Raw genomic sequence first — 14,997 nt, 5'->3', positions numbered from 1 at the left:
CATGAGCTCCGAGACCCACGGCACGAACGAGGGCGCCCTCTGGGGTGCGCGCTTCGCCGGCGCCCCGGCGGACGCGCTCGCCGCGCTGAGCAAGTCCACGCACTTCGACTGGCGTCTGGCGCGGTACGACATCGCCGGCTCCAAGGCGCACGCCCGCGTGCTCCACAAGGCGGGCCTGCTCGACGACGCCGAGCTGGAAGGCATGCTGGCTGCCCTCACGCAGCTGGATGAGGACGTCGCGAGCGGCGCCTACGTGGCCGCCGAGAGCGACGAGGACGTGCACGGCTCCCTGGAGCGCGGCCTGCTCGAGCGTGCCGGCACCCACCTGGGCGGCAAGCTCCGCGCCGGCCGGTCCCGCAACGACCAGATCGCCACCCTGGGCCGCATGTTCCTGCGGGATCACGCCCGGATCATCGCCGCGCGCGTGCTGGACGTAGTGGACGCCCTCGTGGCGCAGTCCAAGGCTCACCCCGAGGTCGCCATGCCTGGCCGCACGCACCTGCAGCACGCGCAGCCGGTCCTGCTCAGCCACCACCTCCTGGCCCACGCCTGGGCCCTGCTGCGCGATGTGCAGCGGCTCCAGGACTGGGACAAGCGTGCGGGCGTCTCGCCGTACGGCTCCGGCGCCCTGGCGGGTTCCTCGCTGGGCCTGGACCCGGAGGCCGTCGCGGCCGACCTCGGCTTCTTCTCGGCGGTGCACAACTCGATCGACGGCACGGCATCCCGTGACGTCTTCGCGGAGTTCGCCTGGGTCGCGGCCATGATCGGCGTGGATATCTCCCGCATCTCGGAGGAGGTCATCCTCTGGGCCACCAAGGAGTTCTCCTTCGTCACGCTGGATGACGCCTACTCCACGGGCTCGTCCATCATGCCGCAGAAGAAGAACCCGGACGTCGCCGAGCTGGCGCGCGGCAAGGCCGGCCGCCTCATCGGCGATCTGACCGGGCTGCTCGCCACGCTCAAGGGCCTGCCCCTCGCGTACAACCGGGATCTGCAGGAGGACAAGGAGCCCGTCTTCGACGCGGCCGACACCCTGGAACTGCTGCTCCCGGCGGTCTCCGGCATGATCGCGACGCTCGGTTTCAACACCGAGCGCATGAAGTCGCTCGCGCCGCAGGGCTTCGCGCTCGCCACCGATGTGGCCGAGTGGCTGGTCCGGCAGGGCGTGCCGTTCCGCGAGGCCCACGAGCTCTCCGGCGCGGCCGTCAAGCAGGCCGAGAGCCGCGGCGTGGAGCTGTGGGACCTGACGGATGAGGAGTATGCGGCCATTTCCCCGCAGCTGACTCCCGAGGTCCGCAGTGTGCTCTCGACCGAGGGTTCGCTCGCCAGCCGCAGCGCTCAGGGCGGCACCGCGCCGTCCGCCGTCGCACGTCAGCTTGAGGCGCTTGAAGCCGAGCTGAGTGAGGCGCGGTCGTTCGTGGCCTGAGCCGTCATCGCCGTGCCCCGAGAGGCCGGGTTCCGCACTCCTGCGGAACCCGGCCTCTCGCGCGTCCGGCACGGATTCCGGTTCATGGCCACTCACTGAAACCGTCGTCCCTGGCCTAGGATGGCGGCATGAGCCAGATCACTTCCGGGTCTTCGGAACACGCCTCCGCCGATGACACCCTGCTCCACGATCTCCGGTCCGCCGCTGACCTGGTGAACAAGCTGGCGGCCTCCCTGGACGATGAGGCCGTGAAGGCGCCGTCGGTCCTCCCCGGGTGGACCCGGGGTCACGTCCTGGCCCACGTCATGGGCATCAGCGAGGCGATGGCGCGGCAGATCGAGCACGCGAAGCGCGGCGAGCGGATCGACCTGTACGACGGCGGCTACGAGGGCCGCACGGCGCGCATCGAACTCGCCGCGGGTCACACGGCGGAGGAGCACCGCGAAGACGTCCAGGCCGCGACGACCCGCGCACTGGACGCCCTCGGCAGCCTGGAACCGGAGGAGTGGGACGTCCCCATCAGCTACCGGGACGGCGTGGTGCGGGACGGCGCCTTCGCGCTCTGGCGCGAGCTCACCATCCACGGCACCGACCTCGGTCTGGACTACGGTCCGGAGACCTGGTCCAAGGCCTTCTGTCTGCACCTGCTGGACTTCCTCGCGGCCCGGGTCCCGGACGGCCGGCGTCTCGTGCTCCAGCCCCTCGGCCTGCCGCCCCGGACGCTCGGCCACGGGGGCGACGGCGTGGTGGTGAGCGGCATGCTCACCGACATCGCCGCGTGGCTGGCGGGACGGGAACCGAGCCTGTCGTCGCTGCGCGCCTCGGCCGCCGCGGACGACGTGGATCTGCCGGAGCTGCTGCCCTGGCCGTCCGGCGTCGCGCCCACGAAGTAGCGGCCCGGCCACGAAAGAGCGTCACGGGGTCGGATGATGTCCCATCCGGAGTGACCGGGGGACAGCATCCGACCCCGCATTCGTCAGGATGCCGCAGCCTCGCGGGCCAGCAGGCTCTCCTTGACCGGAAGACCCCAGCGGAAGCCGCCCAGCGAACCGTCGGTGCGGACGATCCGGTGGCACGGGACGAACAGCGCCGCCGCATTGAACGCGCAGGCGCTGGCCGCAGCCCGCACGGCTTTGGGGTTCCCCGCGGCCAGGGCGTAGCCGGCATAGGTCAGGGGGCTGCCCGCCGCGACCTCCCGCAGCACGTCCCAGGCGTGTTCGCGGAACGGACCGGACTTCTGGTGCACGGGCACCGACATCGGCGCGGTCAGCTCGCCGTCGTAGTACGCCGTGACCGCTTCCGTCAGCGTGCCGAGGGTTTTCACCTGGTGCAGCTCTGCGGGCCGGATGCTCGCGTGGACCTGGGGGAGCAGCTCGTCGAGGTCGGCGGTCCAGCCCGAAGCGAGGACCGCGCCGTCCAGGGCGATGACGGTGAAGGGGCCGTCGGGCGTGGTGAGGGTGGTGTAGTCAGCCATGGTGCGGTGCTTTCCTCTCGGGGTTCGCGGGCGTTGACGTGGTGGCGGTGCGCGGCAGGGCTGCCAGGCGCCAAAGGTGCAGGGTGGCGTATGAACGCCAGGGGGAGGCGGCGGTGAACGTGGGGTCTCCGGCGTCGCCGCCGAGTGCGCGGATCCCGTTGCGGACCGCGGCGTCGCCCGCCAGGAAGACGTCCGGGGCTCCGAGGATCCTCATGGAGAGGTACCCGACGGTCCAGGGCCCGATCCCCGCCTGTGGCAGCAGCGCCGCCGCGAGCGTCTCCGGGGTGTCGCCGAAGCCGAAATCCAGGTCCCCGGACGCCATGGCCGCGGCCGCCGCCTGCAGCGATGCCGTCCGGCGGGCGGGTCCGCGCAGCAGCTCCGGAACATGCTCCGCCAGCGACGACGCCGTCGGGAACAGCCGCGTGATCCGTGCCTCCGGGTGCGGGGGCGCCTCAGCCGTGGCGGGCCCGGGCTCGGAAGCGTCGAACCGCTCCCCGCAGACGGAGAGCCCCGCCAAGGCCGTCCGGGCCGCGGACACGGTGATCTGCTGACCCACCATGGCCCGCACGAGCATCTCCTGCGGGTCGAGGGCACCCGGCAGCCTGAGCCCTGGGACCTCCGCCACCGACGCCGCCAGGCGAGGGTCCGCCGCGAGGGCCGCGTCGATGGCTTGTGGGTCTGCGTCGAGGTCGAAGAGCCTCCGGACCCGGGTGATGAGCCGGTGGAGATCCTTCAGGTTCACCGAATGGATCTGCAATTCCAGATATCCCTGGCCGGTGGCCGACACCCGGAAATGCGCGACGCCGTGCGGCAGGGCGAGGGTCCGCTCGTAGGACGTCCCGTCAGCGATTTCCACCCCGGGGATCGCGCGGGCCTCCAGGAAACGGAACACGCCGGGGTCGAACGGTTCCCGGTACGGCAGGCGCAGGGTCAGGGTGCCGGCCGGCGCGTCCACCGGGTCGCGGCGTCCGTTCGCGGTGGCCCGGAGCTGGCCCGGCGTCTTGTCGAACACGGCGGAGATGGTCTCGTTGAACTGCCGGACGCTGTTGAAACCGGCGGCGAACGCCACATCAGCCAGGCTCATCCCGGTCGAGACGAGGAGCTGCCGGGCCGTCTGGGCGCGGGCCGCGCGGGCCAGGGCCAGAGGGCCGGCGCCTAGTTCCTGGCTCAGGATGCGGCCGAGCTGCCGCGTCGAATAGCCGAGCCGTCCGGCGAGGGCGGGGACGCCGCCGTCGTCCACCAGACCGTCATTGATCAGGCGCATGGCACGCGCCGCGACGTCCGAGCGGATGTTCCAGGCGGGGGTGCCGGGGACCGCTTCGGGGAGGCAGCGCTTGCAGGCGCGGTAGCCGGATTCGTGCGCGGCCGCCGAGGTTTCGAAGAACTCCACGTTCTCCGGTTTGGGGGTGCGGGCCGGGCAGGAGGGGCGGCAGTAGATGCCCGTGCTCTTGACGGCCGTGTAGAACTGCCCGTCGAAACGGGCGTCCCTCGTGTCGATCGCCTTGTAGCGCTGCCAGAAGTCCATGGCTTCATTCTGGCAGTTTTCAGACACGCTCACTGGCGGTTTTCGGACACGACAGTGGAAGGGCGGTGTGCGGGCCATGTCTGGGCCCGGTGTTAGCGTCAGAACCATGATCGAGGCGGCTGACGTGACACGTGAAGAGGACTTCCTGAGCCCCGCAGAGGTCCGCGAACTGCTGAGCGGGGATCCCGTGGAGCTGGCGCCCCGGCTGCTCGGCTCGGTGATCAGCCACACCACGCCGGAAGGCACGGTCGCGATCCAGCTGACCGAGCTGGAGGCGTACCGCGGTGAGCGGGACTCCGAGTTCCCCGATCCAGGAGCGCACAGCTTCCGCGGCAAGACGGCGCGGAACGCCGCCATGTTCGGCCCGCCCGCGCACCTCTACTGCTACTTCACCTACGGGATGCACTACTGCGCCAACCTGGTGTGCGGTCCGGAAGGCCGGGCCTCGGGAATCCTCCTGCGGGCGGGCGTCGTCGTCGAAGGCGCCGCCCTCGCCTGGAGCCGCAGGCCCGCCGCCCGCAAGGAGAGCGAACTCGCCCGCGGCCCGGCCCGGCTGGCCACCTGCCTGGCCCTCACGACGGCGGACACGGGCGCGGACCTGCTCGCGCCGCCCCTGGACCTCCAGGTGCCGCGGAACGCGCTCGCGGGCCTGAGCGCGGATGCCCGGACCGTGCTCTCGGGGCCGAGGGTGGGCGTCTCCGGAGCGGGCGGCAGCCTCGAGTATCCGTGGCGGTTCTGGTTCGACGGCGAGCCGAGCGTCTCCGTGTACCGCCCGGCGAAGCCGCGCTGACCGTCGCACGGCCGCACCGTCGCCCGGCCGCACGGCCGCACGGCCGGGCGCCTCGGCGGCACTGCCTCTGACGAGCCGGCCCGCACGGTCACTCCCCGGGTCAGCCGGCGAGCGTGCCGGGGGACAGTCCCAGGACCCGTTCCGCCGTCCTCGCGCTGAGATCGGCCAGGCTGGCGTGCCAGTAATCGCTCGTGTCATTGGCATAGGAACCCAGACCGTCGACCACCACCAGGATCTCGAGCGTCGCGCCGAGGGGATCCGGGCACGAGAAGAGATCCTGGTCCCTCCCCTCGATGATGATCGCCATGAGCCGGTCCCGCGTGATCGCCTCCTGCTGCTGGACGGCGTCCTGCAAGGACGGCCGGAAGCGGCTGGTGTGGCGGGCGTTGAGCCAGAGGCGGCTGAGGGCCAGGTAATCGTCCCCGGCCGAGCGGAGGAAGAAATCCCGGAGGCGTTCCAGCGGTGTGCCCGTGGTCGGCTCCGCCGGAAGAAGGGTCTCCAGCTCGGCGTGAGCGGCGCGGGCGAAGGCCTCGCTCACCATCTCCTCCGCAGACGGGAAGTAGTGGCTGATGAGTCCGGGGCGCACCTGGAGGTCCTCCGCCACGCGCCGGACCGTGACGATTTCAAGTCCTTCGGCCAGGGCGATCCGGGCCGCCGCGTCGAGGATCTCATCGCGTCGTTCCGCGGGGTTCTTCCGGATCCGCGGGGTGGGGGCTCTTGACACCATGACCTCCACACTATTAGATGGATCACAATTATTGGACAAGTGACCAATAGCACTCATGCTAACTGGAGACTGTGATCACGAAGGATTTCCCATGGCTGTCATGCACAGCACTTCCGAGGCGGACGGCGCCACGCGCAGCGGCGAAGAAGCCCCTGCCTCCGCACCCTGGGGCACCGGCGCCCCGGGCCCGGAGACCGCCGTCCGGCTCGAAGCCCACGGCATAGACCACATTCCGGAAGGGGAACGGCACGGCAAGGCCCGCAGCCTCTTCTCCGTCTGGGCCGCCCCGAACGTCAGTTACCTGAGTCTCGTGGTCGGCGCCGCCCTCGTCCTCATGGGACTCAGCCTCGAGCAGGCCCTCTGGGTGATCGTGGTGGGCAACCTCTTCTGGGCGTTCACGGCCTTCATCTCGATCAGCGGGCCATCGGCGGGCACCACCGGCTCCGTGATCTCGCGGGCCATGTACGGGATCCGGGGGAACAAGGTGGTCCTGGTGGTCACAGGCTGGCTCATCGCCGCCGCCTACCTGGCCCTGAACTGGTCCGCAGCCTCCGTGGCCGGCATCGGTCTTGCGGGTCGGTTCGGTCTGGAAGTCTCACCGCTCGTCAGTTCCACGGTGATCGTCGTCATCGCCGCCGCCACCATCGCGCTGGCGGTCTATGGACACGGCGCCATTCTGCGTCTCTACGGGCCGCTCAGCATCCTGCTCACCTTGGTTTTCATCGTGGTCAGCGCCTTCATCCTGGGGCGTGCGGACTGGTCCTACCAGCCGCCCGAGGCGCTGGAAGGTGCGTCCCTGTGGGCCGCTCTCGCGGGAGGCTTCGCCATTGTGGCGTCCGCTCCGCTCTCGTACAGCAACAGCCCCGACCTGGCCCGGTACCTGCCCAGCAGGACCCGTGCTTCCGCCGTCGCCGGCTGGACTTTCCTGGGCGCTTTCCTGCCCAGCGTCGTGTTCACCGCGGTGGGCGCCGTCGCGGCGACCTCCCTGGACATGAGCGACCCGGAGAAAGCGCTGGAAGGGATCATGCCGGGCTGGTTCGTGCCGGTCTTCGTGGTGGCAGTGGTCCTGAACACCGTCAGCAACAACGGACTGACCGCTTACAGTGCCGGCCTCACCCTTCAATCCATCGGCCTGCGGATCAGCCGCGTGTGGGCGGTGCTCGTGATCGGCGTCCTGGGCACGGCGATGACCCTGTACTCGATTCTGGTATTCGACTTCCTCACGAGTGTCAGCACCATGCTGGAACTCGTCACCGTTCTCACCGGGCCGGCCATGGCGGTGTTCGTGATGGACATCGTCATGCGCCGCAACCACTACGACGGAAAGCAGCTTCTGGATCAGGACCGCGGTGGCCCCTTCTGGTACGACGCCGGATTCAACTGGGCCGGGATCTCAGCCATGGTGCTGGGCGGACTGGCGGCGGCGCTCTTCGTCGGAACCACCTTCTGGACCGGCCCCGGGGCGGACGCCGTCGGAGGGCTCAGCCTGTCCATTCCGGCCGGAATGACGGTGGCCGCCTTCGTGTACTGGCTGGTGGGCCGCTCGCCGCGCGCCGGCCTCTTCCGTGGGAACCCCGCATGACCGGCCACGCTCCGCAGCCTGCGGACGCCGTGTACCGGGTGGCGGAGGTCGAGAACTTCGACGACGGCGCCACCAACCGCCCGCCTGTCAGCGCGGCGGACCCGCTGGGCGCCTTCGTCGCGGTGCGGGACGGCTGCGTGGTCGCCGTCGGCGCCGATCCGGCCGCGTGGATCGGAGAGGGGACCGAGGTCCACGATCTCCCGGGAGCCACCCTGATCCCCGGGCTGGTGGATCCTCATACTCATCCGGTCTGGGGCGCCATCGAACAGGGACAGGGAGTGGACCTGGCCCCTGCAGTGACCTTGGCGGAGGTCCTGGAACTGCTCGCGGACCGGGTCCGGGAGAGCCCGGACGGAGCGTGGGTCACGGGCTACGGCTTGGATGTCAATGTCTTCCCCGCCGTGCCGGAAGGGCGGTTCCTGGGGGAGAGCTTCCCTGGCGTCCCGGTGTCCCTCATGACGGCCGATGCTCACAGCCTGGTGATCAGCCCGGCGGCGGTGGCGATCGCGGGCCTGACCGGCGCCGAGGTGTTCGATGACAAATCATCCGTGGAACTGGCCGCGGACGGCGCCCCGAGTGGGTACGTCCTCGAACTGCAGGCCATGGATCTCGTCTTCGCGCACTACCCGGAGGCGCCTCTCGAGGAGTCCGCCGGATACGTGCTGGCGCAGCTGGAGGCGTTCGCCTCCTGGGGTCTGACGGGCGTCCATGCCCTGGACTTCGCAGCACCGGGGGAGGAGGTCTACCGCTGGATCGAGGAACACGGGGAACTGCCGGTGCGCGTGCGCTGCTCACCGCTGGTCCCGGCGGATTCCACCCCGGAGGTGTGGGCGGAGACGGCGGCGCTCATCGGGCGTCATGGCCGCCGCTGGAGTGTGGAGGGCGTGAAATTCATGCTGGACGGCACTGCGGACAACGGGACCGCGTGGTTCGAGCACGCGGACAGCCACGGAGAGAATCAGGATGCCCTCTGGCGCGATCCTGACGCCTATGCGGCCGCCGTCGAGTTCTTCACCGCCCAGGGCATCCCCACGGCCACGCACGCGATCGGCGACCGTGCGGTGCGGCACGCCCTGGATGCCATTCAGGCTGCGGGGACGGCTGCGGGCGGTCCGCACCGGATCGAACACGTCGAGTCGATCCCTGATGCTCTGCTGCCGAGGTTCGGGGAACTGGGGGTGGTGGCGAGCCTGCAGCCGAGCCACGGCGCGAGGATGACCGCCGCGGACGGCAGCGACAACTGGTCCCGGCGGATCGGTCGTGAACGCGCCGCCCACGGCTGGCGCACCCGGGATCTGCTGGCGGCCGGCGCCGCCGTCGCGCTCGGCTCGGATTGGCCGATCGGGCCGGGTGATCCCCGCGTCGGGCTCGCCGACGCCCAGCTCCGGCGTCCGGTCGAAGACCCGGACGTCAGGCCGGTGCAGGAGCACCAGGCCGTCGATGTCCGTCATGCATACCGGGGTATGACCTCGGTCGCCGCGCTTGCCGGCGGACGAGGGGACTCCGCCGGGAGGGTGGAGCCGGGCCGTGTGGCCGACTTCACCCTCCTCGGCGCCAACCCGGTGAGCCTGACCCCCGAAGAACAGGCGGCGAATCCGGTCCTCGGCACGGTGATCGGGGGAAACATGGTGTTCCGTGCGGTCCAGGTGGTCCCGGCCGGCGCCTGAGAACCCGGTCGGAGGGGCGGGCGTGAGGGTTCCTGTGGACATGTCAGGCGCCCTGCCCGTATTACCCTGGAGGGCGTGCCTGAAACAGCCCATGAATCCGCCATCGCCCTTCTCGACCGGCTCTGCGCCGTCATCCCGGATTATCCGGAACCCGGCATCGTCTTCCGTGACCTGACCCCGGTCTTCGCCGACGGCGAGGGCTTCCGCACCGTGGTGGACGCTCTGGTGGAGCCGTACGCGGGCCGTTTCGACGTCGTGGCAGGCGTGGAGGCCCGCGGCTTCCTGCTCGCCGCCGCGGCGGCATACGCCTCCGGCAAGGGCGTGGTGGCCGTGCGCAAGGCCGGCAAGCTTCCGCGGGAGACCTTCGCGCAGGAGTACGTGCTCGAGTACGGCACGGCCACGCTGGAGATCCACCGGGATGACCTCGCGCCGGGCACCCGCGTCCTCCTGCTCGACGACGTCCTCGCCACCGGCGGCACGCTCGCCGCCGCGCATGAACTCTTCTCCCGCGCCGGCGTGGAGGTCACGGGGATCGGCGTCGTCATGGAGCTCGACGGCCTCCCGGGCCGTGATCGCCTGGCCGCGGCCGGCATCGATCTGGACCTCGTGCACGCCCTTCAGAAGGTCTGACTCCGGATGCTCTGATGGAGCAGCCGCGGGCGTGCCCGCAGCGCGCTCCGACGGGCAGGCCGGGTCCCGCCCGGTGCTCTCGGACAGCCGCCTCCGCCGGTCCGCCGGGACGTTCCCTTCCGTTCACCCGAATGGCTGTAGAATGGACGGTCCGTTATCGACAATGGCGGGGAACCTTGGCGAAGAGGAGTTGCTTGATGCTCGAGGCTGAGCTGGCGCGTGAACGGGACTATGTCCACGGCCTGTACCACCGGCTGGATGAACTCCGGGAAGAGAAGCGCGGGCAGCTCGCCCGTGTGCGCCGGGGCGGACCCGTGGGGAGCATGCAGAACGTGTCCGAGCGGGACGCGTTCGCCGCGCTGTATGAGGACCGGCTGGCGCAGCTGGACGCGGTCGAGGACCGGCTCGTGTTCGGGCGCCTGGACCTGGACGACGGCGAGGCCCAGTACATCGGCCGCATCGGCCTGTCCACGGAGGACCTGCAGCGGCTCATGGTCGACTGGCGCGCCCCCGAGGCGGGTCATTTCTACCAGGCCACGGCGTTCGACCGGCAGGGTGTGCGCCGCCGTCGTCACCTGATCCTGTCCGGCCGCGACCTCAAGGCCATGGAGGACGACGTCCTGGACCCGGGCATGCTGGGTGAGCAGACCGGCCACCAGGGGGAAGGCGCCCTGCTCGCGGCCCTGAACTCGAAGCGCACCGGACAGATGTCCGACATCGTCAGCACCATTCAGGCCGAGCAGGACCGCATCATCCGCAGCTCCATGTCCGGGGCACTCGTGGTCCAGGGCGGTCCCGGCACGGGCAAGACTGCCGTGGCCCTGCACCGCGCCGCGTACCTGCTGTACACGCACCGTGAGCGGCTGAAGTCCGCGGGTGTGCTGCTGGTCGGCCCCAGCACGTCCTTCATGAAGTACATCGAGCGCGTGCTGCCGTCCCTGGGTGAGACCGGCGTGGTCATGGCCAGTCTCGGCAAGCTCATGCCGGGCATCGACGCCGTCCCGGAAGCCGATCCGCGGGTGGCAGCCCTCAAGGGACGCCTCGCCATGGCGATCGTCGTGGCCAACGCTGTGGCGCAGCGCCAGCGCACCTTCCGCTCGCCGCGGACGCTCGAGGTCGAGGGCTACCGCCTGACCCTGAGCCCCAAGCAGGTCTCCCGTGCCCGGGAGAAGGCCCGCCAGTCCGGCAAGCCGCATAATGAGGCGCGCGGGACGTTCGTCAAGATCCTGCTGCGCGAGCTCACGGAGCAGCTCACCGAGAAGGTCCTGGCCGCCAACCCGGGCAACAGCGCAGACCGTTCGTACCTGGCGGAGGACGTCCGGTCCTCCGCCGACGTCCGGGTGGCGCTGAACCTCGCCTGGATGCCGATGACGCCGGAGAAACTCCTGTCCGAGCTCTTCTCCCGCCCGGACATCCTGAAGGCCTGCACTCCGGGGTTCACCGAGGCGGAGCGTGAGCTCCTGCTCCGCCCGGCGGACGCGCCCTGGACGGAGGCGGATGTGCCGCTCCTGGACGAGGCGGCCGAACTCCTGGGCGACTACGACGTCCACGCCGGCCGCAACGCCGCCCTCGCGGAGCAGGAGCGTCAGCGGGACGTGGAGAACGCCAAGGCGACTCTGCGGAACATGGAGCACATGGGCATCGACCCGCTCTTCACCGCGGAGGAACTCGCGGAGCGGAACGCCGAGCAGCATCACCGGCTGAGTGCCGCGGACCGTGCGCGCGGAGACCGCAACTGGGCCTACGGCCACGTGGTGGTGGACGAGGCGCAGGAGCTCTCGCACATGCAGTGGCGCCTTCTGGCCCGCCGCTGCCCGCTCAAGTCGTTCACGATCGTGGGTGACATCGCTCAGACCAGCTCCGCCGCGGGTGCGCTGTCCTGGGCCTCGGCGCTGACCCCCGAGTTCGGTGATCACTGGCGCCAGGAGGAACTCACGGTCAACTACCGCACCCCGTCGCAGATCGCCGAGGCCGCGGTCCGGATGGCGAACGCCGCCGGTCAGATCGTCTCCGCCCCCAAGGCGGTCCGGGAGGGCCGCTGGGCGCCGCAGATCGACCGGGTGTCCGCGTCCGACGTCGTGCCCCACCTGGTGCGCGCCGTCCCCGAAGAGCTCGAGATGCTCGACGGCGGCCTGCTCGCCGTCATCAGCGGCCCCCGCCACCGCGCCGCGGCCGAGGCGGCCCTGCGCGCCGAGTACGGCGGCCGCGTCGGCACGGGATCGGGAAGCTACGACCAGGACATCGTGGTGATCAGTCCGCAGGAGGCGAAGGGCCTCGAATTCGACGGTGTCGTCATCCTCGAGCCCCAGGAACTCCTGGACGAGGCGGACGGACGCGTGGGTGATCTGTACGTCGCCATGACCCGTCCCACCCAGCGCCTCCGCCTGATCGCCTCCGGGCCCATCCCGGAGGGCATCGAGAAGGTCTGAGCCCGTGGGGAATGCTAATTTGGAGGGGTGTCACAGCTGAGCGAAACCATCGAGGGCCCCGCCCTCGCTAAGCAGAAGAACGATTCCGCCTTTGCCAACGTCTGGCAGGAGCTGAAGTGGCGTGGCCTGATCCACGTGTCCACGGATGAGGCGGAACTGGAGAAACTCCTTGCCGGCGAGCCTGTGACCTACTATTGCGGCTTCGACCCCACGGCGCCGTCCCTGCACCTCGGCAACCTGGTGCAGCTCCTGGTGATGCGCCGTCTCCAGCTGGCCGGCCACAAGCCGCTGGCGCTGGTGGGCGGTTCCACCGGGCTGATCGGTGATCCGCGCCAGACGGCCGAGCGGGTGCTCAACACCCGGGAGACCGTGGCCGAGTGGGTGGAGAAGCTCCAGGCGCAGGTCTCGCGCTTCCTCTCGTTCGAAGGGGAGAACACCGCGCGCCTGGTGAACAATCTGGACTGGACCGCGCCGCTGTCCGCGATCGACTTCCTGCGCGAGGTGGGCAAGCACTTCCGCGTGGGCACGATGATCAAGAAGGACATCGTCGCGAGCCGTCTGAACTCCGACGAGGGCATCAGCTACACCGAGTTCAGCTACCAGATCCTCCAGGGCATGGACTACCTCGAACTGAACCGCGCCTACGGCTGCGTCCTGCAGACCGGCGGCAGCGACCAGTGGGGCAACCTGACCAGCGGCACCGAGCTGATCCGCAAGGTGGAGGGCCGCAGCGTGCATGCGCTGGGCACACCGCTGATCACCAACTCGGACGGCACCAAGTTCGGCAAGAGCGAAGGCAACGCCATCTGGCTGGACGGTGACATGTGCTCGCCGTACACCTTCTACCAGTTCTGGCTGAACACCGCCGATGCCGACGTGGTGGACCGCCTGAAGGTCTTCACCTTCCTGAGCCGTGCGGAGATCGAGGAGCTGGCCGTGTCCGTGGCCGAGCGTCCGTTCGCCCGTGAGGCGCAGCGCCGTCTGGCGTGGGAGGTCACCGGCCTGGTGCATGGCGTCGAGGCGACCGAGAAGGTCATCGCGGCGTCCGCGGCGGTGTTCGGCAACGGCGATCTGTCGGTGCTGGATGAAGCGACGCTTCTGGCGGTGTCGTCGGAGCTGGCCTCCGCGACCGTGCCGGCCGACGGCCTGGCCGTGGTGGATCTCCTGCTCGCGACCGAGCTGGTGAAGTCCAAGTCCGATGCCCGCCGCACCATCACCGAGGGTGGCGCCTACGTCAACAACGTCAAGGTGACGGATGTCGACTTCGTGGTGCCCGCCGAGGATCTGCTGCACGGCAAGTACCTGCTGCTGCGCCGCGGCAAGAAGAACCTCGCGAGCGTCACGGTCGCCTGACCTTCCGCCTTTTCCGGGGCGTACGACGACGGCCCGCCCTCCCCGGGCGGCTCACCTTCACGGTGGGCCGGGGGAGTGGCGGGCCGTCGTCGGTTCCGGTGGGGCTCAGAACTCCACACGATTGGCGAGGACCGGAAGGGCTTCCCTGGCCCGGCGGACCATGTCAGGGTCGAGTTCGGCGAAGAGCAGCTGCACGGCGCCATCGGCGCGCGCCACATCCTGTCCGAACGGATTCACGACGCCGGAGTGCCCCACGCCGGTGGGATGACCTTTCGGATTCTCCACGCCGACCGACGCGGGATCGGCCTGACCGCAGGCCAGCAGGTAGCTCGTGGAGTCGAGCGCGCGGGCCCGGGTGAGGAGTTCCCATTGTTCGACCTTCCCTGGTCCGGGTCCCCACGAGGCGCAGACGATCTGCACGGTGGCGCCGGACAGGGCGTTGGCGGTGAACAAAGCAGGGAACCGGACGTCGTAACAGGTGGTCAGGCCGAACGTCACGCCGTCGAGCTCGAACGTGACGGGCACATCGCCCGGCTCCACGGTGTCCGACTCCGCGAAGCCGAACGCGTCATAGAGATGGATCTTGGTGTAGGAGGCGGAGACTTCAGGACCCGTCACCAGCAGGGTGTTGCGGACCTTGGCACGGTCATCGCCGTCGGCCCCGCATCCCGGAGTGAACATGCCGGCGACGACGGTGATGCCGTACTCGCGGGCGATTCCTTCCACCTCGCGGGCCCAGGGGCCGTCCAGCGGTTCGGCGATGTCCCGGAGCGGATTGCCGAAGGCCCGCATCGTGGCTTCCGGGAACACGATCAGGCGCGCTCCGGCCTCGGCCGCCCGGGCGGTGAACTCACGTACCGACGCGAGGTTGCCGGTGAGATCGGGGCCGCTGTGGATCTGGGCGAGAGCGATGAGCATGCGTACTCCTGGTGCGCGGGAGGAGCCGGGCATATCCCGGCACTGACCACTCCAGCATCTGCCGGGAGGACGGCCGAGTCCAGTCCCTCCCGGGTCACCCGGAGCGTTCTGGAGCGCTGACGTGGCGCTGATGTGGCGGGCTTCACAGAATTCGCTGCCGCGGACGATGGCCCGATCCGGGGCCGGAGAACCCGTGAAATCCCCGGAATTCCGCGGAACTTCCGGGCACGAAGGCACCCCAGGGTGCTGAATTTGCGCAGACGCCGGAAGGTGCGTATAGTTGATCCAGTCGCCGCGACGGAGACGGAAAGGGTCCTGAAGGATCCGGAACCGCCCGAAGGCGGCAAACAACCTTCCTCATCGTCCTGGAACCTTCGTGTCCGGGATAGACGGTTGGATGTCTGTTGTTTGAGAACTCAATAGTGTGTCATGTTTTTTTGATACCAATGTTTTTTTGGTAATCACTGATTCGCCGC

General features: G+C 69.7%; 12 protein-coding genes. 8 read left to right on the top strand and 4 right to left on the bottom strand.

Annotated features, from left to right (window positions below):
- The first annotated feature begins 1 nt into the window (after position 1).
- Both argH and AB6732_RS08835 read left to right on the top strand, forming a co-directional pair.
- Positions 2–1,426, top strand: a complete 1,425-nt coding sequence (gene argH, locus AB6732_RS08840) for an argininosuccinate lyase (protein ID WP_370959636.1) — start codon at positions 2–4, stop codon at positions 1,424–1,426.
- Positions 1,427–1,554: 128 nt separating this feature from the next.
- A complete protein-coding gene (locus AB6732_RS08835) occupies positions 1,555–2,319 on the top strand; it encodes a maleylpyruvate isomerase family mycothiol-dependent enzyme (RefSeq protein WP_370959635.1) in 765 nt (254 codons plus the stop codon).
- Positions 2,320–2,402: 83 nt separating this feature from the next.
- On the opposite strand, the gene AB6732_RS08830 is transcribed toward AB6732_RS08835, so the two are convergent.
- Positions 2,403–2,900 carry a methylated-DNA--[protein]-cysteine S-methyltransferase gene (locus AB6732_RS08830; protein ID WP_370959634.1) on the bottom strand — a complete coding sequence of 166 codons (498 nt, stop codon included), beginning with the start codon at positions 2,898–2,900 and terminating at the stop codon, positions 2,403–2,405.
- Entirely contained in the window at positions 2,893–4,425 is a 1,533-nt protein-coding gene (locus AB6732_RS08825) for an AlkA N-terminal domain-containing protein (protein WP_370959633.1), read from the bottom strand. Before AB6732_RS08825 ends, AB6732_RS08830 begins: the two co-directional genes overlap by 8 nt.
- A gap of 106 nt (positions 4,426–4,531) precedes the next feature.
- Between AB6732_RS08825 and AB6732_RS08820 the strand changes: the two genes are divergently transcribed.
- On the top strand, positions 4,532–5,215 hold the full coding sequence (locus AB6732_RS08820) for a DNA-3-methyladenine glycosylase (RefSeq protein ID WP_370959632.1): 684 nt from the start codon (positions 4,532–4,534) through the stop codon (positions 5,213–5,215).
- 100 nt (positions 5,216–5,315) lie between these two features.
- Here the strand turns inward: AB6732_RS08820 and AB6732_RS08815 are convergent, their stop codons facing one another.
- The gene (locus tag AB6732_RS08815) at positions 5,316–5,942 is read right to left on the bottom strand and encodes a TetR/AcrR family transcriptional regulator (RefSeq protein WP_370959631.1); all 627 of its coding nucleotides are present in this window, start codon (positions 5,940–5,942) and stop codon (positions 5,316–5,318) included.
- A 91-nt stretch (positions 5,943–6,033) separates the two neighbouring features.
- Between AB6732_RS08815 and AB6732_RS08810 the strand changes: the two genes are divergently transcribed.
- The 5 genes from AB6732_RS08810 to tyrS all read left to right on the top strand — a co-directional run bounded on the left by AB6732_RS08810 (position 6,034) and on the right by tyrS (position 13,603).
- Entirely contained in the window at positions 6,034–7,524 is a 1,491-nt protein-coding gene (locus AB6732_RS08810) for a cytosine permease (protein WP_370959630.1), read from the top strand.
- On the top strand, positions 7,521–9,191 hold the full coding sequence (locus AB6732_RS08805) for an amidohydrolase (RefSeq protein WP_370959629.1): 1,671 nt from the start codon (positions 7,521–7,523) through the stop codon (positions 9,189–9,191). The genes AB6732_RS08810 and AB6732_RS08805 overlap by 4 nt, the downstream gene beginning before the upstream one ends.
- 75 nt (positions 9,192–9,266) lie before the next feature.
- On the top strand, positions 9,267–9,821 hold the full coding sequence (locus AB6732_RS08800; protein ID WP_370959628.1) for an adenine phosphoribosyltransferase: 555 nt from the start codon (positions 9,267–9,269) through the stop codon (positions 9,819–9,821).
- Between the two features lie 197 nt (positions 9,822–10,018).
- The gene (locus AB6732_RS08795; RefSeq protein WP_370959627.1) at positions 10,019–12,250 is read left to right on the top strand and encodes an AAA family ATPase; all 2,232 of its coding nucleotides are present in this window, start codon (positions 10,019–10,021) and stop codon (positions 12,248–12,250) included.
- 36 nt (positions 12,251–12,286) lie between these two features.
- Entirely contained in the window at positions 12,287–13,603 is a 1,317-nt protein-coding gene (gene tyrS, locus AB6732_RS08790; protein WP_370960103.1) for a tyrosine--tRNA ligase, read from the top strand.
- Between the two features lie 105 nt (positions 13,604–13,708).
- Here the strand turns inward: tyrS and AB6732_RS08785 are convergent, their stop codons facing one another.
- The gene (locus AB6732_RS08785; RefSeq protein WP_370959626.1) at positions 13,709–14,521 is read right to left on the bottom strand and encodes a carbon-nitrogen hydrolase family protein; all 813 of its coding nucleotides are present in this window, start codon (positions 14,519–14,521) and stop codon (positions 13,709–13,711) included.
- Positions 14,522–14,997: the final 476 nt, after the last annotated feature.

This window comes from Arthrobacter sp. RCC_34 (assembly GCF_041360795.1).
GTDB lineage: Bacteria > Actinomycetota > Actinomycetes > Actinomycetales > Micrococcaceae > Arthrobacter_E.
The sequence above is the reverse complement of the archived record's forward strand: the minus strand, read 5'-3'. Positions and strand labels throughout refer to the sequence as shown.

Coding starts and splice junctions, on each gene's coding strand:
- AB6732_RS08810 (WP_370959630.1), top strand. CDS start 6,034: ATGGCTGTCATGCACAGCACTTCCGAGGCGGACGGCGCCACGCGCAGC.
- AB6732_RS08805 (WP_370959629.1), top strand. CDS start 7,521: ATGACCGGCCACGCTCCGCAGCCTGCGGACGCCGTGTACCGGGTGGCG.
- AB6732_RS08785 (WP_370959626.1), bottom strand. CDS start 14,521: ATGCTCATCGCTCTCGCCCAGATCCACAGCGGCCCCGATCTCACCGGC.
- AB6732_RS08815 (WP_370959631.1), bottom strand. CDS start 5,942: ATGGTGTCAAGAGCCCCCACCCCGCGGATCCGGAAGAACCCCGCGGAA.
- AB6732_RS08795 (WP_370959627.1), top strand. CDS start 10,019: ATGCTCGAGGCTGAGCTGGCGCGTGAACGGGACTATGTCCACGGCCTG.
- argH (WP_370959636.1), top strand. CDS start 2: ATGAGCTCCGAGACCCACGGCACGAACGAGGGCGCCCTCTGGGGTGCG.
- AB6732_RS08820 (WP_370959632.1), top strand. CDS start 4,532: ATGATCGAGGCGGCTGACGTGACACGTGAAGAGGACTTCCTGAGCCCC.
- AB6732_RS08825 (WP_370959633.1), bottom strand. CDS start 4,425: ATGGACTTCTGGCAGCGCTACAAGGCGATCGACACGAGGGACGCCCGT.
- AB6732_RS08830 (WP_370959634.1), bottom strand. CDS start 2,900: ATGGCTGACTACACCACCCTCACCACGCCCGACGGCCCCTTCACCGTC.
- AB6732_RS08835 (WP_370959635.1), top strand. CDS start 1,555: ATGAGCCAGATCACTTCCGGGTCTTCGGAACACGCCTCCGCCGATGAC.